We start from the raw sequence: 19,725 nt of genomic DNA, 5'->3' as shown, positions 1-19,725 counted from the left end.
GGGGTTAGGGGGGATCAGAGGGGTGCCTAAAATCACGATCCAAAACTTTTCAAACACCCTCTTAGATGAGTTATAAAGATAGGATAACATGGAGATAAATGGGAGAATATTATGAGTAGCGTTTTTGAAGTTTTAGAAAAAGTGAGAACCAAACCAGGATTGTATATAGGTCGTCCTTCAGTTAGTGATCTATTTATGTTTTTAGTAGGTTATGAATATGCTCGCAGCGAGTTAGGAAATGCGCTATCAGCGGAAGATGATGATTTTTATGGAGAGTTTCAGCCTTGGTTGCAGAATAAACTAGGAGTTAAAACTGTTACTTCTTGGGCAAAAATAATTATGCTTTATTGTCAAGATGAAAAAGCAGGATTTGAATATTTTTTTAAATTACTGGATGAGTTTAAACAGAGAAATATAGACAAAGATAAATATCAAATTAAGGAAAAAGAAAAAGAAGGATTAGAAACTGTAGTACATGGGTAATTGATAATTGATAAATAGTCTAAATTTTTACCAATTACCAATTACCAATTACCCATTACCCAACTTAGAGATCGCCGTTGCGAAATGCGAGTACAAAAATTACTGCTGGTCCTGCAAGTACAATTAATGCTACACAGGTTAATTGAAACACAACTTCCCAATTAATATTGGCTAAAGCTTCCATTTTGCCTCCAAACGGTTTTAAAAAATTCAATAACTTAAATGCAAAGCCCGCATTAGATCATATCTGGATAGGGGCAGAAAGTTTTAAGTTACTTAACAAAATTATAGGAAAGTACATAAAAATGTAAACAGGGAATTGGGGATTGGGGACTGGGGACTGGGTTATTAATCTTCCCCTACCTCCCCACCTGCTCCTCCCTCTTCCCTACTGTCACCTGTCACCTGTCACCTGTCACCTACTACCAGAGGTATATTATGGCTACTTGGCAATGTGTAAAAAACTGTGGTGCGTGCTGTCATCTTGATCCTACAGAACGCCCAGACTTAGAAGAGTATCTTTCACCAGAGGAACTGGGACTTTATCTCAGTATGGTAGGTGAGGATGGTTGGTGTGTGAATTTTAACCACGAAACGCGAGAATGTACTATTTATGCTGATCGTCCGCGTTTTTGTCGAGTCCAGGTTGATACTTTTGAGGATATGTTTGGTATTGAAGCAGAAGAACTAAATGATTTTGCGATTGATTGTTGTCATCAGCAGATTGAAAGTATTTATGGCGATCGCAGTTTGGAAATGATCCGGTTTGATCAAGCTGTGGGTTTTATACTTTAATTTTCTGTTCACAAGTTGCCATTGATGACAACATTATGAGAAAATGAAAAGAATATGAAAACCACTTAGTGAAAAGATTAACACCCGTGAAACTTGACACTCAACCTGTAACCATTACTGAATCTGTCACCCAGTCATCAGCACCAGAAAATTCTGCTCAACCTACAAACAAAAAGCAGCAATCAGTATGGATGGTGTTGGGGACTACCTTCATTACCATATTTTTAGCGGAAATTGGTGATAAAACCCAATTATCAACATTATTGATGAGTGCCGAATCTCATGCACCTTGGTTAGTGTTTCTGGGTTCGGGAACTGCTTTAGTTACTACCAGTTTATTAGGTGTGCTGCTTGGCGGTTTTATTGCGAGTAAACTGAGTCCGAAAACTGTGGAAAAGTCAGCAGGGGTGATGTTGCTGTTGATTTCTGTAATGTTGTTTTGGGATGTGTTTGTTGGTTAGTAGTCATTAGTTATTAGTCATTAGTAGTTTGAGCAAATAAAATGGATTGGAATCTTTTAGGACTCAGCTTTATTACAGTTTTTCTCTCTGAGTTGGGAGATAAAAGTCAGTTAGCAGCGATCGCTCTTTCTGGTCAAGGTCAATCACGAAAAGCGATATTTTTCGGTACAGCAGGTGCTTTAGTATTAACCAGTTTACTGGGAGCATTAGCTGGGGGTGCAGTTGCAGAGTTATTCCCTACAAGAATTTTAAAGGCGATCGCTGCTGTGGGGTTTGCTATTCTGGCTATTCGTCTACTTTTACCTAGTAGTGAAACTGAATCTGATTAAATAGCAGGAGTCGGTAGGGGTTTAGCAGTGCTAAACCCTTTTTGTCGGAATTAGTATTTTCAGGATTTAAGGATTTTCAGGATGTTTTTGATTTATTTTCCTGCTTGTTGTAAAACTTGTTCATATAGGTTTGTATTTACCCCTAATTCTTGAAGAATAGCTTACTCACCTGCTTGAATTAAATCCGATGATAATTGTAAATTAATAGAACTCATAGATTATTCGCCTTTTTTCAGAATCAGGATACCCAGGATTAGAGGATTTACAGGATATTATTTGATTAACTGTTAATTATTCCTGAATCTAACAACTAATCATTAATCATATCATAAAAAACAATCTTCTACACCTCAAAATCATCAAAAGTCAAAATCTTGATCCTCGCAAATAACCCCATCCTGTACATCCTTAAATCCTGGACATCCTGATTCTGACAAAATTAAATACAGATGAACGCAGATTTCAGATCCCCGACTTCTACTTTAATTAATTGCTTTTAAAGAATTAGTTAAAGAATTAGTAGGTGCAGGTTCAGGAAGTTCAGGAAGTTATTTAAAATCTACTTTGAATAATTTTACTACTACTGATGAAGATATATCTGAAGAAGAAGCAGATAGACAATTAACAGAAATTGGTAATCAATGGTTAGAATTAATCAGGAAAATTATCAATTAGTAAAGAATAAAAAACCCGCCTTCGCAGGTTTTGTCTGTGTAGCTACGATTTACATTCGTTGAGTTATCATTTTCGCGACTTCCAAATAAAAAAATATTCAATTAATTATTGTGGGGTAGGCCGGACAGCCTGCCTTTAAACCCGGACGGGCTAGAAGCCCATCCCACAAGATTGGATAATTTATTTCCTAAAAGTCCCTTAAGCTTCTTTCCAACAGCGATTTAACAGCACCCCAGCGGCTAATACTTTCAAAACTTCCAGCATAAAATAACTACCATGCAGTAAATTCATGCTGTAGGGAACATCACCCGCACTGGCAAATAGACTAAAATTGCTACCCAAAGCGCACATTTGCGGAGTTAGAAAATAGGTATCCAGCAAAGCTATTGTTAACAGCAAGCAAGATAAAAATATACTGCCCAAATACCAATTAGATTTAGTCTTGCAAGTAACCAGTACAGAAGTCAAGACGACAGCAGCAGCTAGTAATTCTAAGCGGTTAAAATTCCAAAAAATTGCATATCCAGCAGTGGTAAAATTCGCTTCGTTCATCATGCCAGTAATGTAAAGACTAGGCATAATTACCCAATCTAATACTAGACTAGAACTTAGCCAAAAGCCCAAAGTCAACATTATGGCGGTTTGCCAAGTTGAGCGTTTTAATTCCAGGTTAGAAATAGTGTTCATAACAATAATTGCTTTGTTAAATCTATTTCTAGTTTCTAACTAAGAAAACCACTTTGACAACAAATATAAATTAACTGTTACAAACAAGACTATATGCAACATTTTTATAATTTTTTTTAATTGTTTTATTTTGTTTTTTTAAGTTTTATTACCCAATAATAAGAACAATTACAAAACCAAAACTTGGGCTAAATATCGTAAGTATTCAGCTATCAGCTTTCAGTAATCAGCTTTGAGATACTAGACAGTATTATTTCCTTCTACTGACTGGGAACTGGAGACTGGGGAGATAGGGAGAAAAACTAATTCTTTCTCCTGAACTACTGAATAGCTGACGGCTGACTTTTATTTTTCATTAAAAGTCCAAACACCATCATCCCAAGTTGTATCTGTGGGAGGTGTTTGTAACCAATGTTGACAACGACTCAGATATAACATTGAGGCTTTATCATTATTATCAGCAGTTAAAGCTGTGACAAATTCCATTTGAGCCAGTGAAAACTGACGTTGCAGATAATACTCTCTTCCTTTCTGATAATGTTTAATTAGTTCTTGTTTGGTGTCATTAATTGGATCAAAACGCATCCCAATCAACTCATAGATAGATACAGGCTCATTTCTGCCTTTAACACGAATTAAATCTAGTTCCCTAGCCCAAATATCACCACTACAGAAGTTATAGGTATTGTCGCTGATGATAATATCGCAACCATATTGTTTGCTAATACTTTCTAGTCGAGAACCAAGGTTAACACCATCACCAACTTCCTCAGCTTGCATATTTTCTGTGAGGGTGGTGTAGCCACGAAGAAGATAAAAAACTTTGTTTTGAGAACAAATTTGAAAATAACCATTTTGCTCAATTCAAAGGGGAATTGAAATTTGTCAGAAAATCGTAAATTTTCGGTTTTATTTATACATAAATCTTTAGTTAAAAAAAATAAACACCGTTGGTTATTTCGTAAGAAATAATTATAAAATTACTTTCCAACAGCAATAAACACTACTAGGTTATTTACCATGAAGAATTGGCAACAGCGATTTTTGCTAGGCTTATTATGTTGTGTTTTTTTATTATTCGGATGGCCACAGCGGGCTTTAGCTGCAAGCGATAGTACACAAATACTAAATGCACAATTAGCCCAAGCAGAATTACCTGTCAATGTTTATGAGTATCTATTGCAATATCAACCAGAAACTTATAATGTTTTGAGCAAGACATTAGCAGATGCAATTGAAGATGCAAAACAGCCGGCAGCAGATGAAGTAGTGAGTGATCTTTGGGCATTATCTCCCAGTAATCCGAGAATTAAATGGAGAGAGAATAATGGCAAAATTGAATATTTAATGTCAACGTGGAAATATGTAAGTAACCCCAGTGTAGATTGGCCAATAGGTGCAAAAAAACAACTGGCTTATCAAACATGGTTTACAGCAGTACCACAAGTTAAAGAATTTTGTCAACAATATCAAGCTGTAGATGCCAATATTCCTGATAATATTGAGCTTTCATTGAGGTTACAGCAATATTTGGGATTGATTTTAAATAAGTATTCCAGCAAAACACATTTTGTGGAAATGTGGGTGAAAGCTGAAGATTTAATTAGACCTTGTATTGATCAAGAAATTGACGATGCAAGTTGTAATCTTTTACCTTTACCAGTACCAGATACCAGTCCTGTAATTAAGACAATATACACCAATTCTTTCAGCAATGCGAAAAAAGAATATTATCCTTGGTCCGGTTTAGGTTATACCTATGATTGGGGAAATCCACAAAAACCTCATGTTGGTCCTAGTGAATTTATTATTAACCCCACATCTGAAAAACCTGTTGAGGTAGAAGTTGTTTCTGTAACCCCAACTAAGGAATATTGTCAACAACAGTATATTTCATCTAATCAGTCGTTGAATTAAATTCAACCTCAGGACTTTAGGTGAAAAATAAGGGTAAAAGGGTAAGGATTAATAATAAATAAATTTTACCCTTTACCCTTTACACAAACTATAGGATACTAGACTAAGAAAACTTATTTTATTGACATTGATTTATTTGTATATTTAACTGGGATTTTTAGGTAATTTCTCAATAATTTGTCATTTAATCTACATGGTAAACTTTGCCATGCAAAATATTTAACATTGAGTATAAATGTTTGGGTTTATATTAAAAAATAATCAATTACTGAAAACACGATAAAAAGTCAGAATCCTAATGAAATTAATACAAATTTAAACCACTCTTAGGACAGATGAGAATTAACTTAAATCGCTTTAAATTAGCAGACAAGAAGCAAAGGGCGTTACGATGGGTGCAGCTGCCCCAATCACCAAAATAAAAAACACAGAGTAACAAGCATAGTGTTTACTCTGTGTTTATCTGTTTATCAATTGATAATTGACAATTGACAATTGACAATTTTTTATTAAAGGTTTAAAACCTTACCTTTCCAGGGTAAAAAGCCAAAAATTCCGCTTTTTTATTCATAATCTTCAGAATACTTCAGATCTAGTTCCCAACGTGCATCATCACGATGTTCTAAAATATCGTTGGTGCGAAGAAAAGCATAATCATTCATTTCTAAACCTACTGCTGTTTCTAATTCCTCCGTTACATTTTTTTCAGGAGTAGCAACAGTACCACCCACAGCTTCATCTCCTACCGTATCTTGCCAATAACTATCAACTTCATCACCCGCAATAGGGTATTCAGCAGGAAATTCAGGACTGTTTTCTGTATACTCTTGTCTATTTTCCCACAGCGATCGCTCACCAATATTATATCCCGGTAAGTTTTTTACGCCTGTACCATAGGATTCAGTAATTCCCTGTGGCAAATCATCAGTTTTATTTTCCTGTTTTTTTCGTTTTTTTGTCATGATAATAGCCACTTGCTGCATTTTTAGTAATTATTCAGCTATCAGTAATCAGCTTTTTGCTGCAATAACAAAGATTCAGAAATTGTAATTTCAGAAACGTTATCTGCATCTGTTTATTTTCACTCTTTGTATTTCAATATTTCAGCTACATGGCTGATGGCTGAATGCTTAACGTTTTTATTATAACTTTTAACCAAATATATTTATCTAACTAAAGATTTATAACTTTAGTTATAAAAAATATATCCCTTGAGAACGAAGTGAAGCAATCTATGAAGTATTAATCTAGTAGGTGGTAAATCATTAGCAATTATAACTAGCAATTAGTTTAGTAATGTAATTGGTAAAAAATTATTTTCAGATTTAATAAATAGAGGAGATTAAAAAATGGAATATACAGAGTTTATTACCCATGTACAAAGTCTAGCTCAATCAAATTCCCGTGAAGAAGCAGAAGTTGCTACTCGTGCGACATTAGAAACAGTGAGAGAACTGATTCCTAAGGATGAAGCACAAGAATTAGCTGCACAAATACCACCAGAATTAGGTAAATATTTACGTGGTAGAGAAACAGAAGCTAGTCAATCTTTTCATCTGCAAGAGTTTATTGAGCGTGCTAGTCAGAAAGAAAATATAGAACCAACTACAGCAGCAATGCACGTGCGGGCAGTTTTTGCGGTTTTACAAAATGCGGTAACTCCAGAGAAATTCAAGAAATTTCATGCTTATTTTACCCATGATTATGAGGAATTATTTGCCACTTCATCAACCAGTGAAATGCCAGCATAACAGTTACAGCAGATTTAATTTATAAGAGGTACAAAACTTACAAAACACGATCATAAAACTCTTGTGGGGTGGGCATACTTCGACATAGTTCGACTGCGCTCACTAACCGCTCAGTACAAGTATTGCCCGCCAATAGTGTACCTCATTACACCAGAAAGTGCTGTAATTAGAGATCAAATAGATGAGAAAAGTTTAACAAGTTTAATTTGATAATTAACCAGGGAAAGAAAACCAATGATCAACAATAATCATCATTCTAGTCAGAAAAAAGTTGCTATTCTCGTTGAACAAGCAGTAGAAGATTTAGAATTTATAATTCCTTGTCACGCACTCAAACAAGCGGGAATGGATGTAGTAGTTTTGGGTTCAAGGATGAATGAAAAATATAAGGGTAAAAGGGGAAAACTGAGCGTACAAGCTGATGGAACAACAACAGAAGCTATAGTTGATGAATTTGCAGCAGTGGTTATTCCTGGGGGTATGGCTCCTGATAAAATGCGGCGTAATTGTCACACAGTTTGCTTTGTGCGGGAAGCCATGAAACAAGGTAAATTAATAGCCGCAATATGTCATGGACCACAGGTTTTAATTGAAGGTGATTTACTCAAAGGTAAACAAGTAACTGGGTTTACTGCTATTCGTAAAGACATCAGCAATGCAGGAGCAAATTATATAGATGAGCCTGTAGTTGTGGATGGTAATTTGATTACATCTCGTGAACCTGGAGACTTGGCAATTTTTACAACTGCACTTTTAAAACGTTTAGGTTATGGTGGTAAAGATGCTAATTTGCCTGATGAAAAAGACACAAGTGTAGAATGGTGGAAATTAGCTGATGCTTGGGGTGGTTCAACCAAGAATGAAATTGTTAAAGGTTTAAATATTGCTTTAGGTGGAGAACGTTATTCTTTAGAAGCTCTAGAAAAGTATCTAGAAAAAGAATCTGATCAGGAGGTAAAAAACCTGTTTCAAGAAATGATAATTAATAAGCAAAGTCACATTCAAAAACTGGAAACTTATCTGCATAGATTACATGAAAAACAGTCTTTTGGCGCTAATGTTGCTAATCAATATGCTAAGGTAAAATCTGCATTGACTGGTAGTGATGATATCTATCAAATTCGTTGTGCATTGGGTGATCTACAAACAGGTATTGGTGATGTTAGCCATTTGTCGGCAATGTATACTGACCCAGTAGCAACGGCAATTTTTAAAGAAATTCACAACGATTTAGGTAAATATGAACAGCGATTAGTTGAACTATATCGTTCACGAATTGCCGCTGGTATTAAGCCTCCTAAACCTACTTCTAGTGCTGCTGTTGTCTAAGGATTTAGTATTCAACAAAAACCCTATTTTCAAGGATAATTATGAATCGTCTTTTTAAGAGTTTTCAACGTCTAATTTTACGTCTGCTAGTAATTTCTTTTGTGGTATTTGCCTTTTTTGGCTTCCAAGCTTTTAGCTCTAGTAATGCCATGCTATTAGCACAAGCTGATACCGTGACAACTCCAGAAGGTACTTATTATAAAGGTACTCCAGATCAAGAAGCAATTAGAAATGAGCAGCCGCTAGAAAATACTCAAAGACAACTTCAAGAAACTGCTGATAATATTAGAGAAAAACTCAATCTTGATGAACCTATTCCTGAATCTACAAGACAGTTTTTAGAAGATGTACGCACAAATATTGACAAAAGTTTAGAGCCAATTACTGGTGATAAACCAGGTTATTATCAAGAGAATATACCACCAGAAAGAATATTGAGAGACAAGAGATAAAGCAAGATGTGATGAGTTAGGAGTCCTCACTCCTGTCTTCATTAAAGTTCAAAATACTTCAAATTTAATGCTGTTTGCGGTCTAAAATATTATGAGTGACACAAGTGTTAAAAAAGTAGATTCTGCCTATTCTCCCACAGGTAAACTTGGTCAAAAGTATCTGGCATCGGGAAAAACTGTTTCGATGCGACTATGGGAAAATGAAGAACCAGGTGAGGAAAAAGTACCAACTCAACGGGAATATGAAACTGTTGGTTATGTAATTGATGGACAAGCAGAATTAGATATTTCTGGGCAGACAATTTTACTAGAAAAAGGTAGTTCTTGGGTTGTACCAAAAGGTGCAATTCATTCTTATAGAATTCTGCAACCATTTACAGCGGTTGAAGCGACGAGTCCCCCGGCTCAAATTCATGCTAGGGATGAAAATTAAATATAAAAGATAAAAATATCAAAGGTGTAGGATGTAGATCCCCGACTTCTGTGAAAGGTTGGGGATTTATTTTTGCAGATTATTGATATTTTTGTTGTTTTGTTGTAATATCATTTTTGAAAATTTACCAAGATATCTATAATTTATTGTTTTCATCATGTTGAATTTAACTAAAGTTAAACCTCCTGATATTAATGCTATCGTTAATTTAACTCTTCCACTTACCGCTGAAGAACGCACCCGTAGCCGTCACAAATTTACATTAACAGATGGAAAGGAGGTTTTTTTGCGTTTACCGAGAGGTACCGTTTTACATAATGATGATCTTCTCACTGATGAAAATCAAAACAATTTCATCAGAATTATTGCTAAACCTGAACCTGTTTTGACTGTGGTTGCACACACACCTTTACTCTTATTAAGAGCAGCTTATCATTTGGGTAATCGTCATGTACCTGTGGAAATTACTCCTAATTATTTACGCTTATCTCCCGATTCAGTTTTACGCACAATGTTAGAAAAGTTGGGTTTAGAAATTAAGGAAGAAGTTGTACCTTTTCAACCAGAATTAGGCGCTTATGGAGGAGCTTATGGACACCATCACTCTCACTCATAGTCATTTTTTATCTATTTTACAGTTAGCTAGTCCGGCTTTACCTGTGGGAGCTTATAGCTATTCTGAAGGTTTAGAAATGTTGGTAGAAAATGGTACTATTAATAATAGTAATAGCTTAAAAAATTGGTTAGAAGCTGAGTTGAATTATGGGTCAATTCGCATAGATGGCGCTGTGATGATTAGAGGTTTAGAAGCTGCAAAAATGGGAAATTTAGCAGATTTAAAACGATGGAATTTGTGGTTATCTGCGGTGAGAGATACAGAAGAATTACGCGCTGGTAGTTGGCAAATGGGGCGATCGCTCATCCAATTATTAAGTAAACTTGCACCAGAAACTTTACCATTAGCTACCGCTGTGGGTTATCCTGTCAATTATGCGATCGCCTTTGGTATTGCTTGCGCTCATTGGCAAATTAACACTGATGCGGCATTATTAGCATATCTGCATAGTTGGGCAAATAATTTAATTACCGCTGGAGTCAAACTCATTCCCCTTGGTCAAACTGCTGGACAAGAATTATTATTAGAATTGCAAACATTATTAAATATTACAATGTCAGAAATTCTCACCTTAGAAGATGATAATCTAGTTTGTTGTAGTTGGGGTTTATCCTTAGCTAGTATGCAGCATGAAACTCAATATACAAGGTTATTTAGAAGTTAGGGGAGAGGTGACAGGTGACAGGTGACAGGTGACAGTTATCTGTTATCTCTATTCCCAATAACTAATGACTAATGACTAATAACTAATAACTAATGACTAATTCTATGAATGCTTTTCGAGTTGGGGTAGCAGGACCCGTAGGTTCTGGAAAAACAGCTTTAGTAGATGCTTTGTGTAAAGCACTGCGAGAAAAATATAAATTAGCGGTTGTTACCAATGATATTTACACTCAAGAAGATGCACAATTTTTAGTGCGTTCTCAAGCATTGGAGAGCGATCGGATTTTAGGAGTAGAAACAGGAGGTTGTCCCCATACTGCTATTCGTGAAGATGCTTCCATGAATTTAGCAGCAATTGAACAACTAGAAGAAAAATTTATAGATTTAGATTTAGTTTTTTTAGAAAGTGGTGGTGATAATTTAGCCGCTACCTTTAGTCCCGAATTAGTTGATTTAACAATATATGTCATAGACGTTGCTGCTGGGGATAAAATACCCCGCAAAGGTGGTCCAGGTATCACTAAATCAGATTTATTAGTCATTAATAAAACCGACCTTGCACCCTATGTTGGCGCAGATTTAAACGTGATGGAAAGAGATGCAAAAAAAATGCGTGGAGATAAACCCTTTATTTTCGCCAACTTAAAAACCAAAACCGGTTTAGCGGATGTGATTCAATTCATTACCACACAAATTTGCTAAACTTTGAAATTTTATATTTTTTTTACTTTTAGATCCCCGAATTCTTTAAGAAGTCGGGGATCTGAGTATGATAGGTATTTTTGTGCAACAAATTTATATTTGCTGCACTCTAGTCGTTTGTAAATAAACAATGCTATGATATCCGTCCAATTACCCATCATACAGAGTCGTTCCCTAGAACACGGATTCATTAATCGTAAGGGCGTATTATTGAACAGTTTATCAGCATCTGCAAAAATGACTCACCACATTTTAAAAGCTACGAAAGAAACTGTACATTTAGGTGGCTTTTCTCACCTCTTAAAACCAGCATTATTTGTTGATTCCCATGACACAATAGACATAGAAACATATACAGGTTATTACGTTTACGACAAAGCTCCTTCAGAATTTCTCACACCAGAATTTATTGATATCTGTGAAAATTTACCACCAGAACAAAAAATAGCACCAGGACCCCATTTACTCACCGGACCAATTTACATCAACAATGCACAACCAGGGGATGTTTTAGAAGTAAAATTAGAGTCAATATCACCCCGTTTACCTGTTGGTTTTAACGCTATTCGTGCAGGTTGGGGAGCATTACCACAGCAGTTTCCTGAAGCTGCATTAAGATTTATTCCCCTCGATTTAAAAAATAATTTTGCCGAATTTCCACCCGGTTCAAATATCAAAATTCCCCTCACACCTTTTTTTGGCATTTTAGGAGTTGCTACCCCAGAAAATAACCGTAATTCTATCCCACCAGGTGCTTATGGAGGCAATATTGACAACCGTCAATTACAAGCAGGTGCAAAATTATTTTTACCAATATATGTTCCTGGTGCATTATTTTCTCTTGGTGATGGACATTCTGCACAAGGAGATGGGGAAGTGAATGTAACTGCTATTGAAACATCTATGAATGGCAGAATTAAACTCATATTACGTAAAGATTTACAACTAACAACACCAATAGCAGAAACTCCTACAGATTTCATCACAATGGGTTTTGCAGAAACCTTAGATGATGCTTTAGAATTGGCGTTAAAAAATATGATTTATTTTCTAGAAAGTTTTGCCAATTTATCACCAGAAGATGCTTATGTTTTATGTAGTTTAGCAGTGAATTTTCATATTACTCAAGTGGTTAATAGTCCCCAAAAAGGAGTACATGGAATGTTATCTAAATCTATTTTACCCAAGCTTAGTTTATAGGTGAATATTCAATAATTGATAATTGATAATTTTACTCTATTTGTTCCAAAAAGTTAATTTTTTTATACAGTTGTTTTAAAGATAATTCAAGGTTAATTGATGCAAGTTTGAAAATAGCATCTTCTGTTTCATACTCTGTCAAAATCCATTGATTTTCATTATTTTTCACATATTGCATTACATAATATTTATATTGATCAATCAAAATATATTCTTTAAATTCGGGAATTGAACGATAATAAAGAAATTTATCACCCCGATCATAGTCTTTTGTAGATTTAGATAAGACTTCGGCAATTAATAAAGGATTGGTGACAATTGTGGTGTTTGTACTATAATAAATAGGTTCACCTTCTATCACCATAACATCAGGATAAGTAAATTCTCTATAACGTGGTATCCACAGTTTTACATCTCCAATATAAACTTCATAGTCTAAATCATCTAACGCTAAATTCAAACAGCTATAAAAGTTACCAGCCAGTTTATTATGATTTGTTGTTCCGCCAGTCATTGGTATAATTTCTCCATCTCTATATTCATTTTTGTACTCTGATTTTTCTTCCAGTTCTAAATATTCTTCTGGGGTATAGTAGGCTTTAACAGTTTTGATTTCTTGGATAGTTGTTTGTAGTTTCATAGGTTTATTTGTCTCAATGATAATTTCACGATTTCAAGATTTACACGATTAAAATAATTCGGAAATGGGAAATTGTCTTTGTTTATCTAATTCTTGTATCCGCATTTTATCAGCATATATAGCATCTGCATAAGATTTATATTTATCTGGTTCTGCTTGTGGATCAATTTTCTTCCACAGTTCCATAAAATGACGATAACGTTTTTCTCTTAACACTCGTTCCATACAAGCTAAGGTTGCTTGTACAACTTGGGGAGTTCTTAATATTTCTGTTTTGTTTTTCTCGTTTAAATGAAATACATGAGATACTATTTTTAAATCTTCTTCCAATTCTAAATACCGATTTTGTAATTTAGAAATTAAATCAAGTTCTTCTAAGGGAAATTCTAAACTTTTTTGCCACAAAAAGCGATGATGAGAAAGACTAAATTCTAAATTTCTTTCTTCTAATTCCTCAAATATTACTTGACGTTGTTCAGCACAATGTAAAAATATCCGCAATAATAACGCCTCCGCTTGTTCTAATAAACTGCGTTCAGTGGTTACTAGAGATAGCTTTGGCGTTTTTGACTCTGGTTTGCGTAAACGCAAAGGTGGAGTTTGCACACTAGCAGGTGCAATTTGAGTTAGTAGGTTCTCAACTCTTAGGGGTATAAGTCTAGTTTCACCTAAGCTCAGTATTTCTGCACAGTAGGAAATATAATAATTAAGTGTATCACTATTAACGATTTTCTGCAAGAGTTTAACCATTTCTTTGGTAACGATTTGAAAATCGGTAGCTTGTTTTAAATCTCTATCTTTAATAATTTCCTCAATTTGCCAATTTAACCACAGTGGTGCATTTGCTAATAGTTGCTGATAATCTGCTGCTGTATGACTATGCAAATATTCATCTGCATCTTTACCGTCGGGAATGTTGAGAATTTTTAACTGTACTTCGCCTTTATATGCTAAAGTAGCAATTTCACCAATTGCTCTTTCTGCGGCATTAATTCCAGCTTTATCTGCATCAAAATTAAGTATTAATTGTTTTGAATCGGTGTAACGCAATAATAGCCGCACTTGTTCTATACTTAATGCTGTACCCAGGGATGCAACGACGTTATTTATTCCTGCTGCATGAAGGGCGATCGCATCAAAATATCCCTCTACTACTACCCCTTGATCTGATTTAGAAATACCATCTTTAGCTTGATCTAAAGCAAATAAAGTTTTACCTTTACTAAATAATTCTGTTTCTGGGGAATTTAAATATTTTGGTTGTTCTTCTGTTAAAGTTCTGCCACCAAAAGCAATTACTCTTCCTTGAACATCCCGAATAGGAATCATTAACCTATCTCGAAATACATCATAATAACTTCCCCCTTCTTTTCTCGGTTTAATTAAACCGGCTTTTTCTACCAACTGCACAGGATAATTTTTATTATCCACCAAATAACGATATAAAGTTTCCCAACCAGGGGGAGCATAACCTAAACCAAATTGTTGAATTGTTTCTATTTTAAATTGCCGATTTTCCTGTAAATATTGCATCGCTTTTTGACCCAAATTTTGCCTTAAAGCGTGTTGATAAAATTGGGCTGTAGATGCTAAAATTTCATATAATTGCTCACGTAAAGATAACTGACGTTGTAATTCTTGTCTTTGTTCAGGTGCTAAAGTTTTAACAGGGACTTGATAACGTTTTGCTAAATCTAAAACGACTTCTGCAAAATGTCGTTTATTCAAATCCATGACAAACTTAATGGCATTACCCGCAGCTTGACAACCAAAGCAATAATACATCTGCTTAGTTGGGCTGACTGTAAAACTGGGGGTTTTTTCATCATGAAAAGGACATAAACCAACAAAATCTTTGCCCCGTCTACGTAAAACTACATAATCTGAGACAACATCAACAATATCAGCCCGGTGTTTAACTTCTTCTATTGTATCTGGATGTAAACGGGGGATTTGCATTTTTGGGTGATTGGTGATTGGTGATTGGTGATTGGTGATTGGGGAGAAATATTTACCTTCTGCCTCCTGCCTCCTGCCTCCTGACTCCTGACTCCTACCTTATTATAATTCTTGATCCCAAACCCAAAATAATCGCTAAAATTGCATAGTGCTGGAGCTTAACAACGGGAATAATCAAAAATGGGACGTATTTTTATTTCGGCCGCGCATGGAGGTAGGGAAGCAAGCGGTATTGATCCTGGTGCGATCGCAGGTGGTACAACTGAAGCCAGAGAAATGATTCTGTTACGGGATTTAATTGTAACAGAACTGCGGGCGCGTACTGTGGAAGTTTTAGCTGTTCCTGATGATTTAAGTGCTGCCCAAACTATCACCTGGATTAACTCTCGCGCTCGTTCCACTGATGTGGCTGTAGAAATTCAAGCTGATGCGGCTAGTAGTCCTACAGTTAGAGGTGCTAGTGTTTACCACATTGCCAACAACAATCAACGCAAACAAAATGCAGAAACGTTACTCATGGGATTGTTGCGCCGTGTACCTCAATTACCTAATCGCGGTGTTAGACCAGATACAGACAGTGGCTTAGGTAGTTTGCAGTTTTGTCGCCGCACTACTCTACCGGCTTTAGTCATGCAAGTAGGGTTTCTCAGCAGTCCCGAAGATCGCAATTTATTACAAACTCGTCGTCGTGATTTTGCATTAGGAATTGTTGACGGATTAATAGCTTGGAGTCGAGGAGTTGATCCAAATCCGGGAACTCCTGTAGAACCAAATTATCCACCAATTAATATTAACATCAATGGGCAAAATTATCCAGAACAAGGGGTATTAATTAATGGTAATTCCTATATTCCCATTGACTTAGTAGATCGGTTACGGATTGATTTATCAAGATCGTCTAATATTAACCGTGTCACCTATCGCCGTGTAGTTTATATCAAAGCTATCGAACTGCGAGACTTTAATATTTCTATAAGCTGGGATAGTGCAACTAAAACTCTTAAACTCCGTTCAATTTTAACTATTTGTCCTGCCCACATTGAGCAAATTATTTCTAATGGAAATACCACAGAAGTACAGCTACAAATATTTTTGCGGAATAACAATGAAAACGCTCTGGTGCAGTTTCCTGACATTCCTAAACTTTATCGAGAAGAAGCGATCATTGAAGGCGTAAATCATGATCTTGCCTTTTGTCAAATGTGTTTAGAAACCGGCTTTTTACGTTTTGGAGGAGACATTAAACCTCAACAAAATAACTTTGCTGGTTTAGGAGCAATAGGTGGTGGTTCAGAAGCAGCATCTTTTCCTAGTGCCAGAATAGGAGTGAGAGCGCATATTCAACATTTAAAAGCCTACGCTAGTTTAGAACCTTTAGTACAACAAGAAGTAGATCCTCGCTTTAGATTTGTGACTAGGGGTGTCGCTCCTTCTGTTGATCAACTATCAGGAAGATGGTCCGCAGATTTAGATTACGGAACTAAAATTAAAGCCTTGTTTAAAAGACTTTATGAATCAGCAGGATTGATTTAATTAGTAGAAGGCAGGAGGCAGGAGGCAGGAGGGAAGAGGTTTCTTTCTGCTAATACCCAGATCCCTCGCTTCTTGAAGAAGTCGGGGATCTATTGAAAAAAAGATTTTTATCAATAAAGGGTGGTCTATTCTCAATATTATTGAGAATGAAGTCAATAATTTAACGAATTTTCGTTATTTCAGCCAGGGGGGTTGACAGTGTTCTGAGTTTTTGCTATTGTAATGGTATATCTAGAAATCTATCCGCGCCATAGCCATATATAACAGGTTTTGAGTTGTCTGTTTGAAAAGATCCCCGACTTCTGAAATAGTTGATTTTGATACATGATAGGTAAAAAAGAAGTCGGGGATCTGAATGTTTGATTTTGTCTGAATCAGGTGGTTATCGAGCAAAGTCGAAAATCAGTAACTTAGCTGATATATTGTATGTTGATACTGGTGCAAGTACACCTAATTTGCGATTGCACCTGGGTTGTGTTGAACCACTAGGAGGGGAAGTCATGGAAATTAAACTGAGTGGTGCAACAGAACATACTATTAGATTACAGATTCAGGAAACCAATTAGGTAATTGGTGATTGGGGAACAGGTGATTGGGAACCAGAGGATGATAACTGGTTTCAAATTACGAATTACCACATCTAAATTAGCTGTAATTATACTTAAAATAAAGTATTAATATTTACTGATTTGATGCTATGGAAATTAAACCAAAGGCAGCCACCAAATGGAAGCATAGCAAGTATAATTTATATCGCAAATATGTAATTATTATTTAAGTGATTTTGTCACTGATATACAATTGAAAACAAGTAAGTCGGCTTGAAAAAACCGAGGTATGTTACAAAATGTACAATCCCTCAAAGTCTTTTCACTCTTGCCTTGTCTCAACGATAAATTTCCACGCCTACCTACTTACAATGAGTGAAAAATTGGCTAAATTTACTAAAATTAACAATATTCAATATTGACATTACGTCAAATGTGCTTATTATTATAGTCATGACCTATGCAACTGGCACATTCGTAGGGTGCATCAGATATCAAAAATCTGTTTATTTACATGATTTATGCCGTCTAGCACATCTTACAAAAGTTTCTATGGTGTAATACTTGCATAAGTCATAATAGATAAAAATAGTGTGCTTGTTACATCGAGCTAAGGTTCTAATAGTACGGGATAACACTGGCTATTTTTAGCTAGTTCTTTCCTATTAGTGAATGCACGAAATTGTCTGAATATTCACCAATCATTGAATAAGAACAATGATTTTATCGCGTCTGACTAAGGCGCGAAATTCTACTGAGGGATAGGCGCTCCCATGCTCTTATTTTTCATTGAGGTAGAGGGTGAAGTCTAGTTTTGTCTAAGTTTGAGATAGCAGTTCACAATTCAACAAACACCAAAAGGATTTTTATGGTTTTTACTCGCAGAAATGTATGGGCAAAGAATGGAGATTTCGATGATCCCGTGTTGTACTGGTACGCTAGGGGTGTTAGAGTCCTCAGAGCCAAGCCAATTTCAGATCCCACAAGCTGGGATTTTTTAGCTGCTATTCATGGTTTTGATCCCGTATTATGGCACATTGAAGGCTTCCTGACCTTGGGTGAAAAGTTACCACCTTATTGGGTACAAAGCCTTTACTGGAAACAATGCCAGCACGGAAGCTGGTACTTCTTACCTTGGCATCGTGGCTATTTGCTGTCATTTGAAGCAATAGTGCGTGAAGCTATTAAACAGGAAATGATAGCAGACGAAAAGAAAGGTATCAAAGTTAATTATCATTGGACAGATTGGGCTTTACCTTACTGGAACCCCGCAGATCCAAAAGATGATTATCGTGCAATGAAAATACCACCAGCATTTACCAATGAGTATATGCCGGATGAGTCTGAAAATCCTCTATATATCAAACAACGGTACGGACCTCTGGCAACACTGCCACAAAAAATTGCTCAAGGATCACAAGACGCAAAGAACCAGTATGCGTCGACTAAACTATCGCTAAGTCTAAAACAGACATTGACTCAACCCAGTTTTATGGGAACATCTGTATCTTCAACTGGTTTTGGGGGAGTAAAAACCACTTTTAGCCACGAGGCTACAACCTTTGGTCAAGCAGAAAGCAGTCCACATAACAACGTTCATGGTCTTGTTGGTGGCCGGGAAAAAGTTAAAATGGGCAAAGATAACAAACCGCTGAAAGATGAAAATGGGGACGATGTAATTGAGCGACGTGGTGGACTGATGGGTAACCCAGTCACTGCCGGTCTTGACCCTCTATTTTGGTTGCACCATGCCAATATTGACCGCCTGTGGGAAGTTTGGACCAACCGTAATCCGAAGCATAAGAACCCATATTTGCAGGAGCCACTACCAAAGACACCAGAAAACGAAGCGGACAACCAAATAATAGAAGTTTTCAACAGAACACAAAAAGAGTGGCTCGACGGTCCGAATGAACGTGGCTTTATGGTACCTTTGACATCTGGACAGGTCTGGGAGTTCAGACCAAAGGATGTTGTCAAGACCGCCGAACTGAAAATAGATTACCAGTATGATCTCAGTTATCAATATGATGACATTTCAGATCCCCTAAAAGGTATCGCTACTAACCCTGTCGGAAAGCTTCCAGAAAACCTTGGTAGTACTAAGACCGCCACAAGCTTACAAGGAGCAAATAGAACTTCGATAGAGATTCAAATGGATAAACCAGTAAAATACTCCCCAGAGTATAGGTTTTTCCTGTCTCTAAATAATATCACCAGCAACAAGGATGGTAGGATCATTAACGTGTTTGTTAGTCTTCCTAAAGGTGCTCCAGGTTATGATTATCCTGATCTGTATGCGGGTAGTATCGCCTTTTTTGGTGTGAGCCAAGCATCCGCAGGTGGGGGACTAGGAGTTACCGAAGTTTTTGAAATTACCGAGATCCTTGCTAAAACTGGATTTGGCGGATGGGATGGAACTAAGAACCTTAAAGTTACTTTCATCCCACTAACTGAGGACTATCCAGCCGATGATATAAGAGTGGAGCAAGTATGTCTGTCTCGTGAGTCGTTTAAACTCGAGCAATGAGAATCACATTAAGTAGATACAT

At 36.2% G+C, this 19,725-nt stretch carries 21 protein-coding genes and 1 pseudogene; 16 read left to right on the top strand and 6 right to left on the bottom strand.

Features of this window, described 5'->3' with window-relative positions:
* Positions 1–111: 111 nt before the first annotated feature.
* Positions 112–483, top strand: a complete 372-nt coding sequence (locus tag K2F26_RS20135; RefSeq protein ID WP_246605425.1) for a hypothetical protein — start codon at positions 112–114, stop codon at positions 481–483.
* A 64-nt stretch (positions 484–547) separates the two neighbouring features.
* On the opposite strand, the gene psb30 is transcribed toward K2F26_RS20135, so the two are convergent.
* Positions 548–667: a photosystem II reaction center protein Ycf12/Psb30 gene (gene psb30, locus K2F26_RS20130; protein WP_009342523.1), complete on the bottom strand. Its 120-nt coding sequence runs from the start codon at positions 665–667 to the stop codon at positions 548–550.
* A gap of 254 nt (positions 668–921) precedes the next feature.
* Between psb30 and K2F26_RS20125 the strand changes: the two genes are divergently transcribed.
* The 3 genes from K2F26_RS20125 (at position 922) to K2F26_RS20115 (ending at position 2,068) form a co-directional block, all read left to right on the top strand.
* Positions 922–1,278 (top strand): YkgJ family cysteine cluster protein, encoded by a 357-nt coding sequence (locus K2F26_RS20125; RefSeq protein WP_220609212.1) that lies wholly within the window; start codon positions 922–924, stop codon positions 1,276–1,278.
* A 113-nt stretch (positions 1,279–1,391) separates the two neighbouring features.
* The gene (locus K2F26_RS20120) at positions 1,392–1,739 is read left to right on the top strand and encodes a TMEM165/GDT1 family protein (protein ID WP_437441061.1); all 348 of its coding nucleotides are present in this window, start codon (positions 1,392–1,394) and stop codon (positions 1,737–1,739) included.
* A gap of 41 nt (positions 1,740–1,780) precedes the next feature.
* Complete coding sequence (locus K2F26_RS20115; RefSeq protein ID WP_096572675.1) at positions 1,781–2,068, top strand: TMEM165/GDT1 family protein; 288 nt, start codon at positions 1,781–1,783, stop codon at positions 2,066–2,068.
* Positions 2,069–2,941: 873 nt separating this feature from the next.
* Here the strand turns inward: K2F26_RS20115 and K2F26_RS20110 are convergent.
* On the bottom strand, positions 2,942–3,430 hold the full coding sequence (locus tag K2F26_RS20110; protein WP_220609210.1) for a hypothetical protein: 489 nt from the start codon (positions 3,428–3,430) through the stop codon (positions 2,942–2,944).
* 345 nt (positions 3,431–3,775) lie between these two features.
* Positions 3,776–4,195, bottom strand: a pseudogene (locus tag K2F26_RS20105) (adenylate/guanylate cyclase domain-containing protein); the annotation flags it as partial.
* 255 nt (positions 4,196–4,450) lie between these two features.
* Here K2F26_RS20105 and K2F26_RS20100 point away from each other — a divergent pair.
* Entirely contained in the window at positions 4,451–5,347 is an 897-nt protein-coding gene (locus K2F26_RS20100; protein WP_220609209.1) for a hypothetical protein, read from the top strand.
* Between the two features lie 563 nt (positions 5,348–5,910).
* Here K2F26_RS20100 and K2F26_RS20095 read toward each other — a convergent pair.
* Positions 5,911–6,309, bottom strand: a complete 399-nt coding sequence (locus K2F26_RS20095) for a DUF6335 family protein (protein WP_220609208.1) — start codon at positions 6,307–6,309, stop codon at positions 5,911–5,913.
* A gap of 387 nt (positions 6,310–6,696) precedes the next feature.
* Between K2F26_RS20095 and K2F26_RS20090 the strand changes: the two genes are divergently transcribed.
* The 8 genes from K2F26_RS20090 to K2F26_RS20055 all read left to right on the top strand — a co-directional run bounded on the left by K2F26_RS20090 (position 6,697) and on the right by K2F26_RS20055 (position 12,493).
* Positions 6,697–7,098 carry a DUF2267 domain-containing protein gene (locus K2F26_RS20090; protein WP_096572398.1) on the top strand — a complete coding sequence of 134 codons (402 nt, stop codon included), beginning with the start codon at positions 6,697–6,699 and terminating at the stop codon, positions 7,096–7,098.
* Positions 7,099–7,332: 234 nt separating this feature from the next.
* A complete protein-coding gene (locus K2F26_RS20085; protein ID WP_220609207.1) occupies positions 7,333–8,427 on the top strand; it encodes a type 1 glutamine amidotransferase domain-containing protein in 1,095 nt (364 codons plus the stop codon).
* A gap of 41 nt (positions 8,428–8,468) precedes the next feature.
* Positions 8,469–8,879: a hypothetical protein gene (locus K2F26_RS20080; RefSeq protein ID WP_220609206.1), complete on the top strand. Its 411-nt coding sequence runs from the start codon at positions 8,469–8,471 to the stop codon at positions 8,877–8,879.
* A 91-nt stretch (positions 8,880–8,970) separates the two neighbouring features.
* On the top strand, positions 8,971–9,312 hold the full coding sequence (locus K2F26_RS20075; protein ID WP_194058012.1) for a cupin domain-containing protein: 342 nt from the start codon (positions 8,971–8,973) through the stop codon (positions 9,310–9,312).
* Positions 9,313–9,469: 157 nt separating this feature from the next.
* Positions 9,470–9,928: an urease accessory protein UreE gene (ureE, locus tag K2F26_RS20070; RefSeq protein WP_194058010.1), complete on the top strand. Its 459-nt coding sequence runs from the start codon at positions 9,470–9,472 to the stop codon at positions 9,926–9,928.
* Entirely contained in the window at positions 9,903–10,592 is a 690-nt protein-coding gene (locus K2F26_RS20065; protein WP_220609205.1) for an urease accessory protein UreF, read from the top strand. Before ureE ends, K2F26_RS20065 begins: the two co-directional genes overlap by 26 nt.
* 104 nt (positions 10,593–10,696) lie before the next feature.
* Entirely contained in the window at positions 10,697–11,293 is a 597-nt protein-coding gene (gene ureG / locus K2F26_RS20060) for an urease accessory protein UreG (RefSeq protein WP_220611960.1), read from the top strand.
* 237 nt (positions 11,294–11,530) lie between these two features.
* Complete coding sequence (locus K2F26_RS20055; protein WP_220609204.1) at positions 11,531–12,493, top strand: acetamidase/formamidase family protein; 963 nt, start codon at positions 11,531–11,533, stop codon at positions 12,491–12,493.
* 31 nt (positions 12,494–12,524) lie between these two features.
* Here the strand turns inward: K2F26_RS20055 and K2F26_RS20050 are convergent, their stop codons facing one another.
* Positions 12,525–13,133: a Uma2 family endonuclease gene (locus K2F26_RS20050; protein WP_220609203.1), complete on the bottom strand. Its 609-nt coding sequence runs from the start codon at positions 13,131–13,133 to the stop codon at positions 12,525–12,527.
* 48 nt (positions 13,134–13,181) lie between these two features.
* The gene (dnaG, locus tag K2F26_RS20045) at positions 13,182–15,092 is read right to left on the bottom strand and encodes a DNA primase (protein WP_220609202.1); all 1,911 of its coding nucleotides are present in this window, start codon (positions 15,090–15,092) and stop codon (positions 13,182–13,184) included.
* A 180-nt stretch (positions 15,093–15,272) separates the two neighbouring features.
* Here dnaG and tftA point away from each other — a divergent pair, with 180 nt between their 5' ends.
* From tftA to K2F26_RS20030, 3 genes are all read left to right on the top strand, one after another.
* Positions 15,273–16,625, top strand: a complete 1,353-nt coding sequence (gene tftA, locus K2F26_RS20040) for a hormogonium tapered terminus morphoprotein TftA (protein ID WP_220609201.1) — start codon at positions 15,273–15,275, stop codon at positions 16,623–16,625.
* Positions 16,626–16,984: 359 nt separating this feature from the next.
* Complete coding sequence (locus tag K2F26_RS20035) at positions 16,985–17,191, top strand: hypothetical protein (RefSeq protein WP_220612026.1); 207 nt, start codon at positions 16,985–16,987, stop codon at positions 17,189–17,191.
* 850 nt (positions 17,192–18,041) lie between these two features.
* Positions 18,042–19,703, top strand: a complete 1,662-nt coding sequence (locus K2F26_RS20030; RefSeq protein WP_220609200.1) for a tyrosinase family protein — start codon at positions 18,042–18,044, stop codon at positions 19,701–19,703.
* Positions 19,704–19,725: the final 22 nt, after the last annotated feature.

The organism is Sphaerospermopsis torques-reginae ITEP-024 (assembly GCF_019598945.1).
Taxonomy (GTDB): Bacteria; Cyanobacteriota; Cyanobacteriia; order Cyanobacteriales; family Nostocaceae; genus Sphaerospermopsis.
The sequence above is the reverse complement of the archived record's forward strand: the minus strand, read 5'-3'. Positions and strand labels throughout refer to the sequence as shown.